The organism is Streptomyces sp. NPDC057280 (assembly GCF_042668605.1).
GTDB lineage: Bacteria > Actinomycetota > Actinomycetes > Streptomycetales > Streptomycetaceae > Streptomyces.
In genome coordinates this window covers 328,112-345,184 of sequence record NZ_JBHUYR010000006.1, presented here as the reverse complement: position 1 = coordinate 345,184, position 17,073 = coordinate 328,112, and the positions used below count along the sequence as shown (strand labels likewise).

Sequence of the window (17,073 nt, the reverse complement as noted above, 5' to 3'; positions counted from 1 at the left end):
GGGTGGCGGACGGCATCAGGGACAACGCGTGCGGAGGGGGCCGTCCCAGTTGCCGGCGGCGAGGACGGCGGCCGCCGCGCCGGTGCCCAGCACGGCACCCGCGATGACGTCACCCGGGTAGTGCACCCCGGTGTGGACGCGGGAGTAGCCCACCGCGCAGGCGAGCAGCCCGAGCGGAAGCGTGGCGACGGGGAGGGCGGGGCCCACCGCGGCGGCGAAGGCGACGGCCGACGCGGTGTGGCCGGAAGGGAACGACGCCGACTTCGGCATGGGCACATGCCGGCCGGGGAAGGGCGAGTCCTCGGCCCGGTGCGGACGGGGGCGGCGCACCAGCCGCTTGCCCAGCAGGTTCGCGGTCGCCGAGGCGACACCGATGGCCGCGACCCCCAGGACCGCGGCGCGGCGGGGCCGCCCGGGACACAGGGCGAGCAGTCCCGCGACCGCGAACGAGATCTTGGAGTGGTCCGCCGCCGCGGACAGCCGGCGCAGGGCGTGGTCCAGGGTCGGCGTGTCAGTGACCGTCACGGCCTCGTACAGCGCCTGGTCGAGGGCGGCGAGATCGCGCAACAGCGCTCGGGAGGCGTTGTGGTCACGCTGCGGGCGGTCAGGCATCGTTGTGCTCCTGCGGTGTGCGGGTGGTGGGGGAGGGACGGTCGAGAGCGAGGCGGACGATGTACCGCCAGTCGACGGACGGAGCCGTGTAGGGCGCACCCGGCCGATGCCGGGGCACCCGGACCCGCAGCGCGCCCGGCCGTATGGTGACGACCACCGGCGGCGGCAGGGTGAGCGCCTCGCCGTCCACGGCCACCGCGATCAGGTCCGCGTCGGCGTCGACGGTCACCTGACGTGCGGTCAGCGAGGTGATGCCGCTGGCCCGTTCCCCCCGGAACGCCAGCTCGGCGGCCTGCGCCGCGCCCTCGATCCGGACGGCGACCACCCCCAGCCGGCCGGTGTCGAGCCGGGCCCGCCGCCCCGCGCCAAGTGGGTCGGCGAGGACGTAGGGGTTGTTGCTCACCAGGAGTGCCTGCGGCACCGGCAGCCGGTCGCCGTCCGCCTTGGCCTGAAGCTTCATGGCCGCCTCGCCGACGAGGAGGTCGGGCAGCTGGTCGAGCGCGGTGACGGCCTTGGCGTCGCGGTAGTCGGGGGACTGCACGATCTCGGCGTACGCCCCGAAGGAGACCGTGTTCACGAACGGCAGCCCGGCCACGTCGCCGAGGTCGACGCGGAGTTCCACGCCGTCCGTGAGGGCGTCCAGGCCGGTCGCCGGGTCGGCGCGGTCCAGGCCCAGATCCATGGCGAAGTGGTTGCGGGTCCCGGCGGCCAGGACCATGAACGGCACGTCGTGTGCCGCGGCCACCTGGGCGACGAGGGCCTGGGTGCCGTCGCCGCCGGCCACGCCGAGCAGATCCGCGCCCTCGGCGACGGCCTGCCGGGCGATCGCCGCCGGGTCGGGCCGGGTGTCGAGGTCGAGCAGGATCACCCGGGCGCCGAGCGCCTCGGCCCGCTCCACCAGCGAGTGCTGGTCGACCTTCCCGCCGCCGGACCGCGGATTCATGATCAGCACGGGCCGGTCGGGCGGCCGTACGGAGCGCGAACGCATCCCGTGCGGTCTGCGGCGCCGGCGCAGCGCGCTGCGGGCGCAGGCCAGCGCCGCGGCCCACCCTCCCAGCGCCGCCACCGCGAACAGCCACAGGCCCGAGATGGCGTACAGCACGAGGACGCCCACCGGCGCGGACACGGCCAACAGCGCGCCGCACAGGCGCGCCAGCCCCCGATGCGCCAGCGCCCACCACAGACCCGCCCCGGCCAGCCCCAGCCCGCCCAGACCCGCCAGCAGGATCAGCAGCTGGCTCGCACCGGCCGCGACGGCCGCGACGGCACCCGCGAGACACACCAGGGCGAGCCGGGCCAGCGCCCGCGCCCCTCGGTCGAAGCCGTCCGGCTTCGATCGGTTCGTCGATGAGACGGTGTTCATGACGCTCCGGGCGAGTCGCGAGGTCCCAGGGGTGGGGTGGTCGCTCCCATTGTCCCCGCAAAGATCGCCCGACCGCAGTCCTTTGCCCGGCCGGGTGCCGGCAGGGGCCCGCACCCTGGCGCCGGCCTCACGCCGCAGCCCGCTCGGACGTGGCAGCTGCGACAACGAAATGTTTCATGACGGGCCACCCCCATGGTGGCCGCGCCCGGCAAGCTGCTGCCGGTCACCGACCGTCGCGCTCCCCGACGGGCCGCAGCACCATGAGGGACTCCTCCTGTCTCGCCACCATCGCGAAGGGGAACCGGTCGACCTCCAGACAGAGTTCGACGTCGTCCGGATGAACGCCCCGGTATCCGAGCCGCACGCCGTCGGCGAGATCGGCCGCGGCCCGGGAAGCGCGCGCCCGGCGGAGGTACGGGGCTGCTTCGGCATCGTCTGTGTCGACCCGTCGGCCGATGTACTCCGCGCAGGCCAGATCCTCGTCGGCCCGGCCCTCCTCACCGGTGACGACGAAGGTCACCGGACCACGTCCCTCGGCCCGCAGCAGCCGTGCGGTCGCCCCGGCCACCACGAAGCTCGCGCACAGCACCAGCGGAGCGTCGGCGACGGCCAGCGCGCCCACGGTGCCGGCGGTCGTCTTCTGCACCACCGTACGACCAGCCAATTCGGCCGACTTGATCAGACCCGGGGAGTTCACCGCGTCGAAGCCCGCCGCCGGAGGGCCGTCCTTGAGCGCCAGCCACCCCGGGCGGCTCTCCTTCAGGGCCAGTGCCTCCTCCTCCGACGAGGCCAGGACGATCCGCTCCGCACCGCGCGCGAATGCCCAGGCGGCCACGGTGAAGGCCCGCATCACGTCGACCACCACCGCGACGCGCGGAACCTCGGTCAACTCCTCGATGCCGACGACACGTTGATCCACCGCTTGTCTCTCCGCCTCGGTCTTCTGCACGGCCAGGCTGGGCTCCAGCGCAGGACCGTGGGCTGGTCAGTGCCGTCTTCGCCCACTGAACCCACCCTCCCGATCGAAACAGTGTTCCCATCAAGGGAAGCGTGGGATATGGTCACATTCTGTAAGGATCTTGTACGGAGGTGCCCCGGATGGAGAACACAGCACCCGCCCGCCGGGGCCGTCCCCCAGGCGCGAAGGTCGCCGAAGGCGAGCTGACGAACCGGCAGGCGGCCATCGTGCGCTACATCACGGAGACGGTCGCGCGGCAGGGCTACCCGCCGTCGATGCGGGAGATCGGCCAGGCCGTGGAGCTCGCCAGCACATCCTCGGTCGCCCACCAGCTGATGGTGCTGGAACGCAAGGGCGTCCTCTACCGCGACCCCCACACGCCCCGCGCCTACCAGGTCCGGCCCTCCTGGGCGCCCGACCTGGGACACCGCGGCGCCGTACCTGTCGAGGTGCCGCTCGTCGGCCGGATCGCCGCCGGTGCCCCGCTGCTCGCCGAAGAGATGGTCGAGGACGTCTACTCCCTGCCCCGGCAGGTGGTCGGTGAGGGAGACCTGTTCGCGCTGACGGTCTCCGGTGACTCGATGATCGAGGCGGCGATCTGCGACGGCGACATCGTGACCGTCCGCCGCCAGGACAGCGCCGACCACGGAGACATCGTCGCCGCGCTCCTGGAGGACGAGGCCACCGTCAAGGTGCTGCGCCGCCAGGACGGACGGGTGTGGCTGATGCCCCGCAACCCCGCCTACGAGCCGATCCCCGGCGACCAGGCCCAGATCCTGGGCAAGGTCGTCGGCGTCCTGCGCGTACTCTGACCGCCCGCTCGGCGGGTGCCACCTGAAGCCGGGGCCGCCATCCCACACCTCTGGCAGGTCCGACCATTCCGCGCTGAGAGCCTGAGCCCGTGACCGATGATGAGATTGTCGAGGCGTTGCGGATCGCAGCGCGGGAGGAAAGGCTGCCACCGCCGGCAACGCCGGAGGCTGTCGCCGCGGCGGAACAGGCCATCGGGTTCCCGTTGCCTTCACTCCTGCGGCGCTTGTACGTCGAGGTCGCCAACGGGGGATTCGGCCCGAACGAAGGAATCCTGGGCGTGGGCGGCGGTGCCGCGCAGGGCAACTTCGCAGACATCGCCGAGTTGTATCAGGACGGGCCGGATCCGTCCGGCCGCATCCCGGCCGGCTTGGTACTGATCTACGACTGGGGCTGCACCCTCTGGTCGCTGGTCGACTTCCGCGATCCTGCGGGCGCCATGTGGTGCAACCACGAAGGCGAGTGCCGGCCCCAGGGCGTGAATCTCGCGGAATGGCTGACGGGCACCCTGGCAGGAACCCTGACGGCCGACACCCTGCTGGAGAGCCAGCCCGCTGCGTAGACCGGCTGCCGCACAGTTCACGGAGTCGTGGAAGATGCGGGCAGACCTTGCACATGGGCCTGGCGACACGTCACCGGAACGCTGCCGGGAAACCGGGACGGACAACGGCGAAGGGCCCCACCCGTACGGTGGGGCCCTTCGGCATCGTGCCCGGTAGGGCCTCTGGCGGGGTACGAGATTCGAACTCGTTGCTCAGCGGTGTTCACGTGCGGTCATGGGCGACCAGCCGCTCGTGAGCGGCTGTCGAAGCCTCACTAGGCAGCCTTGGACCGCGCCGTACGCGTGCCCGGGGCGGGCGCCTGCGCGTCCTCTGACCAGAAGACCTCGTCGTCTCCGAAGTCCGGGGCTTGGAAGGGGCTGATCGTCGGAGGCGGCGATACAGCAGTGGAACGGCAGGGCTGCCCTTCCGGAGCGGAGAACAGCGACGTGGGGTCGATGAGAGGTCTGCCTTTCGTTGCAGGTCCCTTACGGGCCCTGGAGTGCCGTGACGGGCACAGTGGTCCTACAGCTTGGTCATCTTGGCGTACGGGCTCAAGATCCGCATCTGTGTCGAGCCGAAATCCACGAGGGCCGCGATCCCGTCCTCCATGCCGATCACCCGGCCGAGGCCGTACATGTCGTGCGTGACCTGGTCGCCCTCGGCGAAGTGCTTGGGAGCCGGTGTGGCCGGGGCTTTGAAGGGGCTGGTAGGCAAGTGACGCGTTCGTGCCGCAGGCTTTGTCATGGCTCAGTATGCGCCTCCGCGGCGCCGGCTCGCTGTGGCTGGCGACACAGATCGAGACGACAAAAGCTGCTTTTCACTGCAAACCTGGCGCTTTGGCTGCTGCTGCGACCCCTGAATTCGGCCCGGCAGAATGCGATGGTGCCTCTTGACGCCCTCGACGCCGTGGACTGGTCGGCGATACCCAACCCCACCTCGCATCGGTGCGACGATCCGAAACGGGTCGCTCACGCACTACGCCTGCTGACGCTGTCCACCACGACGGCACTCTCGCCCGGCTGACGACTTGGCGACGGAGTCCTCCTCGAAGTGGCTGTTGCGTCAGGCGCGGTCCGCGTCGCGGCGGCAGTGCAGGAAAAGGTGCGGCTCGGGGGAGGCCTCCGGGTGGTCCGGGGTGAAGGTGGCGTGCTGTCGGGCCAGCACCGTCAGGCCCGCCTCCTCGACCGCCGCGACGACGTCCTCCTCGGCGAAGCTCGTCGCGCGGACCGGCCGGCCCATGAAGATGACCTCCATGTCCTCCACGTCCGCCGCCACGGTGGCCAGCACCAGATGCCCGCCTGGCTTGAGGGTCCCGGTCAGCCGCCGCAGCAGGGCCGACTGCTCGGGCCGGCTCATCTGCAGCAGGGAGAAGAACACGCACACTCCGTCGAACGACTCCGCCGGCAGCGGGAGTTCACGGATGTCGGCGTGGCGGAACTCCGCCTGGGGCACCTGGCGGGCGGCCAGTTCGACCATGACGGGGGAGATGTCCACGCCCAGTACCGAGTGGCCCGCCGCGACGAGCGTGGCCGCGGTGGGCCGGCCCGTGCCGCTGCCCACGTCCAGGACGCGCGCGGTGGGCGGCAGCCGTTCGATCAGCCACTCCAGCGCCGCCACATGCGCGGGCGCGTGGGCGAAGGCCTTCTCGTAGTCGGCGCCCAGCGCGTCGAACAGCACTGCGGCAGGCGGCCGTTGGTCCTCGTGCGTCACGTCGATGCTCCCCCTCGTCGCCGACCTGCATCGTCGCATCCGTCGTAGCCGGGCCACAACGGTCGCCCGGTGCGCGTCCCCCTGCCCCGCGCAGGGGAGAATGGGGGCCGTACGCAGTGGTCGACTCTTGCGGAGGTGCGGGGAAATGCAGGACGCGCGAGCGGGACAGGTCGCCGGGCCCGAGGACCTCATCGACGTGGCCCGGCTGGTCACGGCGTACTACGCGCTCCACCCCGATCCGGCCGAGCCCGGGCAGCGCGTGGCGTTCGGCACCTCGGGACACCGCGGCTCGTCCCTCGTGGCGGCGTTCAACGAGGACCACATCGCCGCCACCAGCCAGGCCATCTGCGAGTACCGCGCCGCCCAGGGCACCGACGGCCCCCTCTTCCTCGGCGCCGACACCCACGCCCTGTCCGAGCCCGCCCGGATCACGGCCCTGGAGGTGTTCGCCGCCAACGACGTCACCGTCCTGATCGACGAGGCGGACGGTTACACGCCCACCCCGGCGGTCTCGCTCGCGATCCTCACCCACAACCGGGGCCGCACCTCCGGTCTCGCCGACGGCGTGGTCGTCACCCCCTCGCACAACCCGCCCGCCGACGGCGGCTTCAAGTACAACCCGCCGAGCGGCGGGCCGGCCGGCTCCGAGGCGACCTCCTGGATCCAGGACCGCGCCAACGAGATCATCGTGGGGGGCCTGAAGGACGTACGACGGATTCCGTACGCCCGCGCGCTGGCCGCCCCCGGCACCGGACGCCACGACTTCCTCGGTGCCTATGTCGCCGACCTGCCGAACGTGCTGGACCTGGACGCCATCCGGTCCGCGGGGGTCCGTATCGGCGCCGACCCGCTCGGCGGCGCGTCGGTCGCCTACTGGGGCCGCATCGCCGAACAGCACGGCCTCGATCTCACCGTGGTGAACCCGCTCACCGACCCCACCTGGCGGTTCATGACCCTGGACTGGGACGGCAAGATCCGCATGGACTGCTCCTCCCCGTACGCCATGGCCTCCCTCATCGAGCGGCGCGACCGCTTCGACATCGCCACCGGCAACGACGCCGACGCTGACCGGCACGGCATCGTCACGCCGGACGGGGGCCTGATGAACCCCAACCACTACCTGGCCGTGGCGATCTCGTACCTGTTCTCGCACCGGCAGCAGTGGCCGGCCGGCGCCGGGATCGGCAAGACCCTGGTGTCGTCGAGCATGATCGACCGGGTCGCGGCCGACGTCGGCCGGCCGCTGGTCGAGGTCCCGGTCGGCTTCAAGTGGTTCGTGGACGGCCTCTCCGACGGCACGCTCGGCTTCGGCGGCGAGGAGTCGGCCGGCGCGTCCTTCCTGCGTCGCGACGGCTCGGTGTGGACCACCGACAAGGACGGCATCCTGCTGGCCCTGCTCGCCTCCGAGATCACGGCCGTCACCGGCAAGACCCCCTCCCAGCACTACGCCGAGCTCACCGACCGCTTCGGAGCCCCCGCCTACGCCCGCGTCGACGCCCCGGCCTCCCGCGAGGAGAAGGCCCTGCTCGCCAAGCTCTCCCCGCGCCAGGTCACCGCCGACACCCTCGCCGGCGAGCCGGTCACCACGGTCCTCACCGAGGCGCCCGGCAACGGCGCCGCCCTCGGCGGCATCAAGGTCGGCACCGCCAACGCCTGGTTCGCGGCCCGCCCCTCGGGCACCGAGGACGTGTACAAGATCTACGGGGAGTCCTTCCTGGGCGCCGACCACCTGCGGCAGGTCCAGGAGGAGGCCAGGGCCGTGGTGCTGAACGCCCTGGGGAGCTGACGCGTCAGGCGCCGACGCGCGGTGCGATCACCTGTGAGTCGGCGTCCGGTGCGTGACTCCATTCGGCGGGTTCACTGGCGCGTCAGCGTCAGATGCGTGACCCCGCTCGGCGAGGTGACGGCCTCGATGGCGTACGCCTTCTCCAGTTCCTCCAGCCCGTCCCACAGGCGCACGCCCCGGCCGAGCAGGATCGGTACGACCACCACGTGCAGGTGGTCGATGAGCCCGGCGGCGAGGAAGTCACGGATGACGGTGGGGCCCCCGCCGATGCGGACGTCCAGGCCGTCTGCGGCCTCGCGGGCGGTCTCCAGAGCCTTCGCGGGCGAGGTGTCGAGGAAGTGGAAGGTCGTGCCGCCCTCCATCTCGATCGACGGGCGTGTGTGGTGGGTGAGGACGAACGTCGGTGTGTGGAAGGGCGGGTTGGGCCCCCACCAGCCCTTCCAGTCCGCGTCCTTGTGCCACCCGGGGTAACCGAACTTCCCGGCGCCCATGATCTCGGCGCCGATCCCGGGGTCGAACCGCCGTACGAAGACGTCGTCCAGGCCGCCGCTCCCGCCGGGCCCGCCGGTCGTCTCCTGCCACCACCGGGTGGCGAACATCCACTCGTGCAGCCGTTCACCCGCGTGGCCGAACGGTGCCTCGAGGCTCAGCCCCTCGCCGGTGGCGAAGCCGTCGAGCGAGATGGAGAAGTTGTGGACGCGGGCGAGTGACATGACGGGCGTCTCCTTGTGTGCCTGCGGGGTTTTCGGCCGCCGAGCCGACGAAGAATCCGAGGCGCTGCCGACCGGCGTCCCGTCAGTCCACCAGATCCTCGGCTGAGTCGTCGGAAAATCAGTGGAACGGCGTCATCGAATGGCCCTACGGTGCTGCCGGACCGAGTCGCCCGGCAAAGGACGTGCCGTTGTACACCGTGTGAGACCCCCCGAGAGCTGATCTGTCGCGCGTCGCACCTGTGCGCCGCGCTGCTTCTTGCTGCGGACTTCTCACTGAAACCGGTGTATTTCTGTGCTCAACACCTGGGTCGTCATGCCCACCTGCCTGCCGACCGTCCTGCGCCGCTGCTCTGCGTGCACGTCCCCGCGCTTCCGGGCGAACGGCAAATTCCGCGTCAACGCCAACCACAAGCGCCTCGACGCCTGGATCCTCGTCCTCTGCGCCGGGTGCGGCGACACTGCGAAGCTCACCGTCTGGGAGCGGATGAACGTCCGCTCGGTCCGGCCCGACCAGCTGGACCGGATGCACGCCAACGACCCGGCCCTGGCAGCCGAGTTGCTCCAGGACCCGGTCCTGCAGCGCCGTAACCGCATCGCCCTCGACTGGGACGGCGCCTGGCGTCTCGACACCGGCGGAACGGACCATCCGGACCGCGAGGTGATCGACGTGTCGGTCCGCTTCGCGGCGCGGATCCCGGTCCGGCCGGTGCGACTGATCGCCGATGGCTGCGGTCTCTCCCGGGCCGAGGCCGAGCGGCTGATCGAGGAGGGCAAGCTCGTCTCGGCGGTCCGGCTGACCGGCAAGGTATCGGGCGACTTCACGTTCACGCTGAAGCGCTGAGTACCGCTGAGCACCTGGCACCTCTGAGACGGCGGGGCCGGACATCGTGATGATGTCCGGCCCCGCCACCGCCCCGGGGCTTGTCAGCTCGTCGCGCGCACCGCGTCGCGGATCAGGTCGGCGACCTGCTCGGGCCGGGAGACCGCCACCGCGTGCGAGGCGCCCTCCAGTTCGACGATCGTGGCCCCGGCCCGCTTGGCGCCGAAGCGCTCGACCTCGGGGTTGATCGCCTCGTCCGCGGCGGCGACGAGCGCCCAGGACGGCTTGGTCTTCCACGCGGCCACGGGCGCGGTCTCCTCGAACGCCGAGGCGGCCAGCGGGCGTTGGGCCGCGGCGAGGACCTTGGTGAGGTCCGCGGGCACGTCGGCGGCGAACACCGACGGGAAGGCGCCCTCGGCGATGGTCACCTCGACACCCGGGTCGGCACCCGGGATCGGGTAGGTCCACTCCTTGAGGTTGCTGACGAGCGGGGAGAGCGGGAAGCGCCCCTGCAACTCGCCCAGGCTCTCGCCCTCTTCGAGGATGTAGGCGGCCACGTAGACGAGTCCGACGACGTTCTCGGTGGCGCCGGCGACGGTGATGATCGCACCGCCGTAGGAGTGGCCGACGAGGACGACCGGGCCGTCGATCTGGGAGGCGAGGGAGGCGATGTAGGCGGAGTCCGAGGCGAGGCCGCGCAGCGGGTTGGGCGGTGCGATCACGGGGATGCCGTGGCTCTGGAGTTCCTCGATCACCCCGGTCCAGCTGCCGGCGTCCGCGAAGGCGCCGTGCACGAGGATGACGGTGGGAGTGGTGGACATGTGCGGTTCTCCTTCTGAGGTCAGCCGTGCAGCGCGGTGCGCAGGGTGGCGACGGCCTGGTTGATGGCGGCTTCGGCGGCATGGGTCTCGCGCAGGGCGTTGAGCATGACGAAGTCGTGGATGATGCCCTGGTAGCGGACGGCGGTGACGGGGACGCCTGCGGTGCGGAGCTTGTTGGCGTAGGCCTCGCCCTCGTCACGCAGGACGTCGGCCTCGCCGGTGATGACCAGGGCCGGGGGCAGCCCGGTGAGCTGCTCGGTGCTCGCGCGCAGCGGCGAGGCGGTGATCTGGGCGCGTTCGGCCTCGTCGGTCGTGTACTGGTCCCAGAACCACTGCATGGCGTCCCGGCGCAGGAAGTAGCCGGTCGCGAACTGGTGGTAGGACGCGGTGTCGAAGCTCGCGTCGGTGACCGGGTAGAACAGCACCTGCTGCACCAGGGGGACGTCTCCGCGCTGCTTGGCCATCAGGGTCAGCGCGGCGGCCATGTTGCCGCCCACCGAGTCCCCGGCCACCGCGATCCGGCTGGCGTCCAGGCCCTTGCCCGCGCCCTGCTCCACGACCCAGCGGGCGACGGTGTAGTTCTGCTCGATGGCGACGGGGTAGCGGGCCTCGGGCGAGAGGTCGTACTCCGGGAAGACGACCGCGGCGTTCGCGCCGACGGCGAGTTCGCGCACCAGCCGGTCGTGGGTGTGGGCGTTGCCGAACACCCAGCCCGCGCCATGGATGTACACGATCACCGGGAGGCTGCCGGTGGCGCCTTCGGGCTTGACGATGCGGGCGCGGACGCTGCCGGTGGGGCCGCCGGAGACGGTGATCCACTCCTCGTCGACGGTGGGCTTGGCGATGTCGCCGGACTGCACCTCGTCGACCGCCTTGCGGCCCTCGACCGGGCCGAGATCGAAGAGGTACGGCGGGTTGGCGGTCGCGTCGGCGAAGGCCTGGGCGGCCGGCTCCAGCACCGGCTGGACCGGCTCGACGGCGTCGGACATGGGGTTCTCCTCATTCTTGGAATGCGCTGTGCGGGCGCCTCGGTGAGGACGCTAGGACCGCGAGGCGGGGGTCGATTGCTCGCCAGTGCACCGGTGCCGGTCCGGCAGTGCACGACAGGCTCGGTCAGGCACCGGAGGCTCGGTCAGGCACCGTGCCGCTGCCCCCGGTACTGCGCGGGAGACAGCCCGTAGGCCTTGCGGAAGGCGTGGCTGAAGTGGGTGGGGCTGGCGAAACCCCAGCGCGCGGCCACGGCGGCGATGGTGCGGTCGGCGGCCGAGGGGCGGCCGAGTTCGGCTCGGCACGCCTCCAGCCGGCGTCGGCGGATCCAGCCGCCGACCGTGGTGCCCCCCTCCTGGAAGAGCTTGTGCAGATAGCGCAGGGAGATGCCGTGCTCCGCGGCGAGGACGCCGGGGGAGAGCTCGGGTTCTGCCAGGCGCGCGTCGATGGTCGCCTTGATGCGGTCCAGCATCGCGGCCTGCCCGGTCCCGGCCGCCGGCCCCGCGCCGGCCGCCTCCGTGCCGCTCGACCGGGCGGCGGCCAGGGCCGCGAGGAGGTCGACGACGGCACGCGCGAGGTCCTCGCGGGCGGGCGGGGCGACCGCGTCGAGCTCGCGCACCAGCCCGTCGAGCAGCGGAAGCAGCAACGCCGCCGGGCTGTCGGGCGTGTCGCCGACGACCTTCGCGGTGATCCGGCGGAGCTCCGCCTCACTCAGCCTCAGCAGCGTGCGGGGGACCATCAGGACCCGCGCCCGCTGTGCCTCCGGCAGCACCACGCTGAACGGCCGACCGGCGTCGTAGAAGACCAGGCTCCCCGGGCGCAGGCGTGCCCGGCGGCCGTCCTGGAACACCAGGGCGCTGCCGTGCAGTTGGAGGCGGGCGAACAGATGCGTGCGGCCGTCCGCCGTCGTGTCCCGCGTGGTCCGTACGACCTCCACGGCGTCCGTCTCCTCGCTCGCGACCTGGAGGAGGCCCAGGTGCAGGAGGCGCAGGGAGCCGCGCCAGGACGCCGGGCCGGTACGGGTGACCAGTTCGACGTCGCCGTACGCGTGCGAGAAGGACCGCCTGCCGGATGCGGGCCCGCTCAAGACGCCTCCAGGCGGCGGCGGTCGCGCTCGGTGAGCAGCCAGTCGGTGGGCGAGGTGCCGTGCTCCCTGCGGAACGCCCGGGCGAAGTGCGCGGTGCCGCTGAATCCCCAGCGACGGGCGACGGCGCCCAGCCCGGCGGTGTCGGTCAGTTCCCTGCGGCACTCCTGGAGCCGCAGCCGGCGGATCCAGTGGCCGACCGTTGTACCTTCCAGCTCGAACAGCCGGTGCAGATAGCGCACCGAGATGCCGTGCGCCCGGGCGATGACCGCGGGCGTGAGGCCGGGGTCCGCCAGGTTCCAGCGGACGAACCGCTTCACGCGCAGCAGCAACACCCGATCGGCGCCGGGCAGTTCGGCCGGTTCCTCCCCCAGCTGTTGGGCGGCGGCCGCGGACAGCAGACCGACGGCGCTCTCGGCGATCCGGTCGGCCACCGGCCCCGAGTAGGACTCGGAGGTGTCCGCCAGGCGTGACAGGAACGGCGACAGCAGCGCGGCGAGTCCGCCTCTCGGGCGGACGGCCCGTGCCGTGATCCGTCCGAGGGCCGCCTCCGGCTGGCCGAGGAGACCGCGGGGCACGGCGAAGATCTTCAGCTGGAACCGCTGCGGGAAACGCGTGCGGTACGGGCGTACGGTCTCGAAGAATGCGATGTCACCGGGCCGCAGCTCGGTGTACCGGCCGTCCTGCTCGACCTGGGCGGAGCCGCTGGTCTGGACGGCGACGAACACCTCGGTGCCGTCCCCGCGGGCCACCCGGTCCGCGTTCCGGTGCACTTCTCCCGGGTCGCAGTCGACCGTCGTGATCCGCAGGTCGCCCAGGCGGTCCGTGCGCATCGTGGCGTCGTAGGTCCCGCCCTCGGTGCGGACGTCCATCCCCACCAGCGTGGCGAACACCGCGTCGTGCCAGAACTCCAGGCTCTCGCGGGGCGGCACCGAACGGGTGCAGAACACCTGGCCGCGCCCCCGCGCCGCGCAGTCCTCTCCCGTGAAGGAATCGTAGAAGGCTGACATACCCGTCAGCCTGCCTGGGGCCGGGGGTCCCAGGCATCAGTCGGTCGACTGGTTCATCCCGCCGAGCCGCTCGCGCAGGAAGGCCGCGCCCTGCCGCACGGCCGCCCGGGTCGAGGGGCTGTCGCGCAGGCCGGTGAGGGAGACGAAGTCGTGGACGGTGCCCAGATAGCGGGTCGCGGTGACCTCGACGCCCGCCTCGCGCAGCCGTCGCGCGTACTGCTCCGCCTCGTCGCGTGTCACGTCCGCCTCGGCCGTGATCACCAGCGCCGTTGGCAGCCCCGCCAGTTGGGCGGTACTCGCGCGCGCCGGGGACGCGGTCGGCTCGGCCAGCCGCCGGGGGTCGTCGCTGTAGTGGCGCCAATAGGCGCGCAGAGCCTGCCTGGTGAGCAAGTACCCCTCGGCGAACTGCCGTTGGGAGGCGCTGGCGCAACGGGCGTCGGTGATCGGGTAGTAGAGCAGCTGGGCCCTGAGGTGCGGGCCGCCGCGGGACTTCGCCAGCAGGGTGAGCGCGATGGCCAGGGTGGCGCCGGCGCAGTCCCCGGCGACCGCCAACCGGTCAGCGTCCAGGCCCAGTTCGGCGGCGTTGTCGGCCAGCCAGTTCAGCAGCGCGTAGCACTCCTCGACGGCCACCGGGTAGCGCGCCTCCGGGGTGCGGCTGTACTCGGGGACGACGGCGGCCACCCCCGCGCCGATCACGAGGTCGCTGATCAGCCGCGCGTGGGTCTGCGCGTCGCCGAGCATCCACCGGCCGCCGTGGGTGTAGAGCAGGGTGGGCAGCGGCCCCTGGGATCCGGCGGGCCGGAGCAGCCAGAACCCCACCAGCCCGGACGGCCCCACGGGCGCCACCTGGAACACGGCGTCCACCGCGAAGTCCTCGATCCGCTGGACCTGGGACTCCCTCAGGGCCTGACGGCCGGCCGCCGGCGTCAGCTCGTGCAGGAACGGCGGCGCCGAGGACGCGTCGAGCAGGCGCTGTGCCAAGGGCTCCAGAACCAGCGGGTACGGGCGCTGCCCGTCCGGCTCCATGCGATGTCCGCCTCTCGCCCGGTCACTTATCGCACACCAGGAGATCACGCAGCTGATGGCGGCTGCTGACGCCGAGTTTGGGATAGACGTTGTAGAGGTGCGAGCCCACCGTACGCGGGGAAAGGAAGAGTTGTTCGCCGATCTCCCGGTTCGACAGTCCTTTCGCGGCCAGTTCGACGATCTGCCGCTGCTGGGCGGTCAGTTCGGCCAGTGGATGCTCCGCGGCGGGCGCCTCGGCCACCCCGCTCGCCCGCAGTTCGCCGCGCGCCGACTCGGCCAGTTGCCGGGCACCGAGCCGGACGGCCGTCTCCAGTACGACGGTCAGCTGCGCGCGCGCCTCCAGCGGCCGCCTGCGTCGGCGCAGCCACCGGGCGAGGTCCAGCCGGGCCAGGGCCCGTTCCAGCGGCCAGCGGGCCCCCTCGGAGTTCACCACCGCCAGCTGGAAGTGGTGCTCGGGCTCCGCGTCCTCGTCGACGAGGGCCGCCGCGTGATGCATGAGCAGCGTCATCCGGGTCGTCGGACGATCACCCTGACGGTGCCGGACTTGGGCCAGGACATGGGCCGCCTCCCGCTGCCGGCCCGTGCGGTGCGCGGCGACGGCGAGTTCGGCGACGCACCGCGGCGAGAGGAAGGGGTCCAGGGGCTCGCCGTCGTCCGCGAACAGGGTCCGCAGCTGCCGGAAGGCGCCCTCCGCGTCCCCGAGGGCGAGCGCGGTCAGCCCGCGGGCCCGCAGCATCCGGGCATGGGTGGCACGGTTCTCGTGCAGGCTGACGGAGCGCCGGTCGGGGCCGGTGACGGCGGTGCCCGGGACGCTCTCGCCGCGCAGTGCCCGCAACGTCGTCCGCAGGGCCTGGAGGTCCATCTCTACGCGGGTCCAGTGGTGGACGGCGGCGTGGCCGAGGCCCTCCTCGATCAGCGACTCGGCCTCCGCCCACCGCCCGAGCCCCAGCAGGGTGTCCACCTGGTCCGGCAGCGCCCAGGCCAGTGGGCCCAAGGCGCCCTGGGCGCGCAGCAGTTCGCCGGCCTGGCGGTACTGCTCCGCGCATCGGTCGGAGTCGTCGGTGCGATGGGCGAGCGAGGCCGCCGCGAGCAGCTGGACCGGCCGGCTCGACCCCGGTGCGGCCGAGGCCCGCGCGGTCAGGAACGCCAGGACGCCGTCGGCGTTCACGCCGGCCAGAGGCGTGACCTCCCGCCTGTGTTCCGGAAGCCCGGCCAGACACCCGGCCTCCCGCCCATGGCCCGGAAGCCCGGCCAGAGGCCTGACCTCCCGCCCGTGCTCCGGAAGCCCGGCCAGACGCCCGTCCTCCCGTCCGTGTTCCGGAAGCCCGGCCAGACGCCCGTCCTCCCGTCCGTGTTCCGGAAGCCCGGCCAGACGCCCGACCTCCCGCCCGTGCTCCGGAAGCCCGGACTGACGGGCGACGGCGGTCGCGAGGGCCAAGAGCGACGAGGGGGCGTCCGTCCGCCGTACGACCCCTGTCAACAGGTCGAACGCCTCGCGCTGGTACGACTGGAGCGACAGCGCCCCGCTCAGGGCGCAGACCGCGGCATCCGACTCCGCCGCCCCGGGCGACGCCTGAGCCAGCGCCGCGTACAGCTCGCGCACCCACTCCGGGTCGCCGAGATCGCTCGCGGCGGTGAGAGCCGCGGTGAGCCGGCGGACGCGGTCGGAGGCGTGGGGGCTGAGCTGCGCGGCCCGCTCCAGTGCCCGGGCCGCGGTGAAACGGTCGGCCCGGTCGGCGGCCTCTTCGAGTGCCGCCGCCACCGACTCGTCGGGGCCGATGGCCGCCGCGGCCAGATACCCGGCGCGATGGACGGACCGGGCGGCCAGGTCCCGGCAGGCCCCCTGGCGCAGTCTCGCCGGCTGCCGTTGCAGGGCGGCGAGGCGGGTCAGCGCGTTGCGGAAGACGACGCGGCCGTCGGCGACGGTGACCAGTCCGGCCGCCTCCGCCGGTCCCCACACCCGCAGGTCGTCGGTGCCCAACGCGGCCATCAGGGTGGCGAGTTCCTCCTCGGGTTCGGAGAGGGCCGCGTACAGCAGGGCGCGCCGGGTGTCCTCCGGCAGCGCGTCGACAGACGCGGCGACCGCGTGCGGGATGCGCCAGGGCCGGTCCGCGGCCCGGCTGAGCTCGATGATCGCCAGCGGATTCCCCGCCGCCTGCCGGAGCAGCTCCAGCCTGGCCCGCCCGGTGGGCGCACCGGGCTGCGCGTCCAGCAGCCGGGCCGCCGCCTTCCGGGTCAGGGGGCGCAGTGACCGTACGGCGATGTCAGCGGGAAGACCGGGAGGGGGCGTGTCGCCGCACGCCGTGAACAGCGCGGTGACCGCCTGGCCGGTGAGGCGCCGGGCCACGAAGGCCAGCACGGCTGCGGAGTCGCCGTCGCAGTGCTGGAGATCGTCGACCGTCAGCAGCACGGGACCCGATCGCGCCAGGTGGGTCAGCAGCGCCAGGACCGCGGTGGCCAGAGCGCGTTCCCGTGGCGGGCCGTCGTACGCCGCGAACAGGGCCTGCAACTCCCGGCGTTCGCCCTCCGCCAGCGCCTCGCTCTCGCGCCGGACCGGCAGCAGGAGTTGGTGCAGGCAGGCGTACGACACCCGTGCCTCCGACGGACAGGCACGGGCCGCCAGCACCCGCGCCCCCTGCGCCGTGGCCCTGCGCGCGGCGATCCGCAGCAGCCGGGTCTTGCCGCTGCCGGGTTCGCCGAGCACCAGCAGGGACCGCGGTTCGTCGGCATCCGTCAGGAGCCGGTCGACGTCCGCTTCCCAACCCACTGCCGCTCCCGTCTGCGTACCCTGCCCGGTGCTCGCAGGCTGCCAGCGAGGCGGCGGGCCGCGC

Annotated in this window: 16 protein-coding genes; 4 read left to right on the top strand and 12 right to left on the bottom strand. The window is 72.7% G+C overall.

The features are described from left to right. Positions 1 to 15 precede the first annotated feature (15 nt). From ACFUO4_RS31600 to ACFUO4_RS31590, 3 genes are all read right to left on the bottom strand, one after another. Positions 16 to 612, bottom strand: coding sequence for a phosphatase PAP2 family protein (locus ACFUO4_RS31600; RefSeq protein ID WP_383491272.1), 597 nt, complete (start codon positions 610 to 612; stop codon positions 16 to 18). Continuing rightward, positions 605 to 1,975 (bottom strand): diacylglycerol/lipid kinase family protein, encoded by a 1,371-nt coding sequence (locus tag ACFUO4_RS31595; protein ID WP_383491270.1) that lies wholly within the window; start codon positions 1,973 to 1,975, stop codon positions 605 to 607. The genes ACFUO4_RS31600 and ACFUO4_RS31595 overlap by 8 nt, the downstream gene beginning before the upstream one ends. 223 nt (positions 1,976 to 2,198) lie before the next feature. Further along, positions 2,199 to 2,894 carry a 2-phosphosulfolactate phosphatase gene (locus tag ACFUO4_RS31590; RefSeq protein ID WP_383491268.1) on the bottom strand — a complete coding sequence of 232 codons (696 nt, stop codon included), beginning with the start codon at positions 2,892 to 2,894 and terminating at the stop codon, positions 2,199 to 2,201. Between the two features lie 179 nt (positions 2,895 to 3,073). Between ACFUO4_RS31590 and lexA the strand changes: the two genes are divergently transcribed. Then, positions 3,074 to 3,745, top strand: coding sequence for a transcriptional repressor LexA (gene lexA, locus ACFUO4_RS31585; RefSeq protein WP_383491266.1), 672 nt, complete (start codon positions 3,074 to 3,076; stop codon positions 3,743 to 3,745). A gap of 89 nt (positions 3,746 to 3,834) precedes the next feature. Then, positions 3,835 to 4,305 (top strand): SMI1/KNR4 family protein, encoded by a 471-nt coding sequence (locus ACFUO4_RS31580; protein WP_383491264.1) that lies wholly within the window; start codon positions 3,835 to 3,837, stop codon positions 4,303 to 4,305. A 502-nt stretch (positions 4,306 to 4,807) separates the two neighbouring features. Here the strand turns inward: ACFUO4_RS31580 and ACFUO4_RS31575 are convergent. Beyond that, positions 4,808 to 5,029: a hypothetical protein gene (locus tag ACFUO4_RS31575; protein ID WP_383491262.1), complete on the bottom strand. Its 222-nt coding sequence runs from the start codon at positions 5,027 to 5,029 to the stop codon at positions 4,808 to 4,810. A 318-nt stretch (positions 5,030 to 5,347) separates the two neighbouring features. Continuing rightward, a complete protein-coding gene (locus tag ACFUO4_RS31570; protein WP_383491260.1) occupies positions 5,348 to 5,995 on the bottom strand; it encodes a class I SAM-dependent methyltransferase in 648 nt (215 codons plus the stop codon). A 145-nt stretch (positions 5,996 to 6,140) separates the two neighbouring features. Here ACFUO4_RS31570 and pgm point away from each other — a divergent pair, with 145 nt between their 5' ends. Beyond that, positions 6,141 to 7,781, top strand: coding sequence for a phosphoglucomutase (alpha-D-glucose-1,6-bisphosphate-dependent) (gene pgm, locus ACFUO4_RS31565; protein WP_383491258.1), 1,641 nt, complete (start codon positions 6,141 to 6,143; stop codon positions 7,779 to 7,781). Between the two features lie 71 nt (positions 7,782 to 7,852). Here the strand turns inward: pgm and ACFUO4_RS31560 are convergent, their stop codons facing one another. Then, positions 7,853 to 8,494 carry a dihydrofolate reductase family protein gene (locus tag ACFUO4_RS31560; protein WP_383491256.1) on the bottom strand — a complete coding sequence of 214 codons (642 nt, stop codon included), beginning with the start codon at positions 8,492 to 8,494 and terminating at the stop codon, positions 7,853 to 7,855. A gap of 292 nt (positions 8,495 to 8,786) precedes the next feature. Between ACFUO4_RS31560 and ACFUO4_RS31555 the strand changes: the two genes are divergently transcribed. Next, positions 8,787 to 9,335, top strand: coding sequence for a DUF1062 domain-containing protein (locus ACFUO4_RS31555; protein ID WP_383491254.1), 549 nt, complete (start codon positions 8,787 to 8,789; stop codon positions 9,333 to 9,335). A gap of 83 nt (positions 9,336 to 9,418) precedes the next feature. Here ACFUO4_RS31555 and ACFUO4_RS31550 read toward each other — a convergent pair whose 3' ends face one another. The 6 genes from ACFUO4_RS31550 to ACFUO4_RS31525 form a co-directional block, all read right to left on the bottom strand. Continuing rightward, a complete protein-coding gene (locus tag ACFUO4_RS31550; RefSeq protein ID WP_383491252.1) occupies positions 9,419 to 10,135 on the bottom strand; it encodes an alpha/beta fold hydrolase in 717 nt (238 codons plus the stop codon). Between the two features lie 20 nt (positions 10,136 to 10,155). Next, complete coding sequence (locus tag ACFUO4_RS31545) at positions 10,156 to 11,124, bottom strand: alpha/beta hydrolase (RefSeq protein ID WP_383491250.1); 969 nt, start codon at positions 11,122 to 11,124, stop codon at positions 10,156 to 10,158. 143 nt (positions 11,125 to 11,267) lie between these two features. Next, positions 11,268 to 12,209 carry a helix-turn-helix domain-containing protein gene (locus tag ACFUO4_RS31540; RefSeq protein WP_383491248.1) on the bottom strand — a complete coding sequence of 314 codons (942 nt, stop codon included), beginning with the start codon at positions 12,207 to 12,209 and terminating at the stop codon, positions 11,268 to 11,270. Beyond that, entirely contained in the window at positions 12,206 to 13,216 is a 1,011-nt protein-coding gene (locus ACFUO4_RS31535) for a helix-turn-helix domain-containing protein (RefSeq protein ID WP_383491246.1), read from the bottom strand. The genes ACFUO4_RS31540 and ACFUO4_RS31535 overlap by 4 nt, the downstream gene beginning before the upstream one ends. Positions 13,217 to 13,252: 36 nt before the next feature. Next, positions 13,253 to 14,242 carry an alpha/beta hydrolase gene (locus tag ACFUO4_RS31530; protein WP_383491244.1) on the bottom strand — a complete coding sequence of 330 codons (990 nt, stop codon included), beginning with the start codon at positions 14,240 to 14,242 and terminating at the stop codon, positions 13,253 to 13,255. Between the two features lie 22 nt (positions 14,243 to 14,264). After that, the gene (locus tag ACFUO4_RS31525) at positions 14,265 to 17,009 is read right to left on the bottom strand and encodes a LuxR C-terminal-related transcriptional regulator (protein WP_383491242.1); all 2,745 of its coding nucleotides are present in this window, start codon (positions 17,007 to 17,009) and stop codon (positions 14,265 to 14,267) included. Between the last annotated feature and the right edge of the window lie 64 nt (positions 17,010 to 17,073).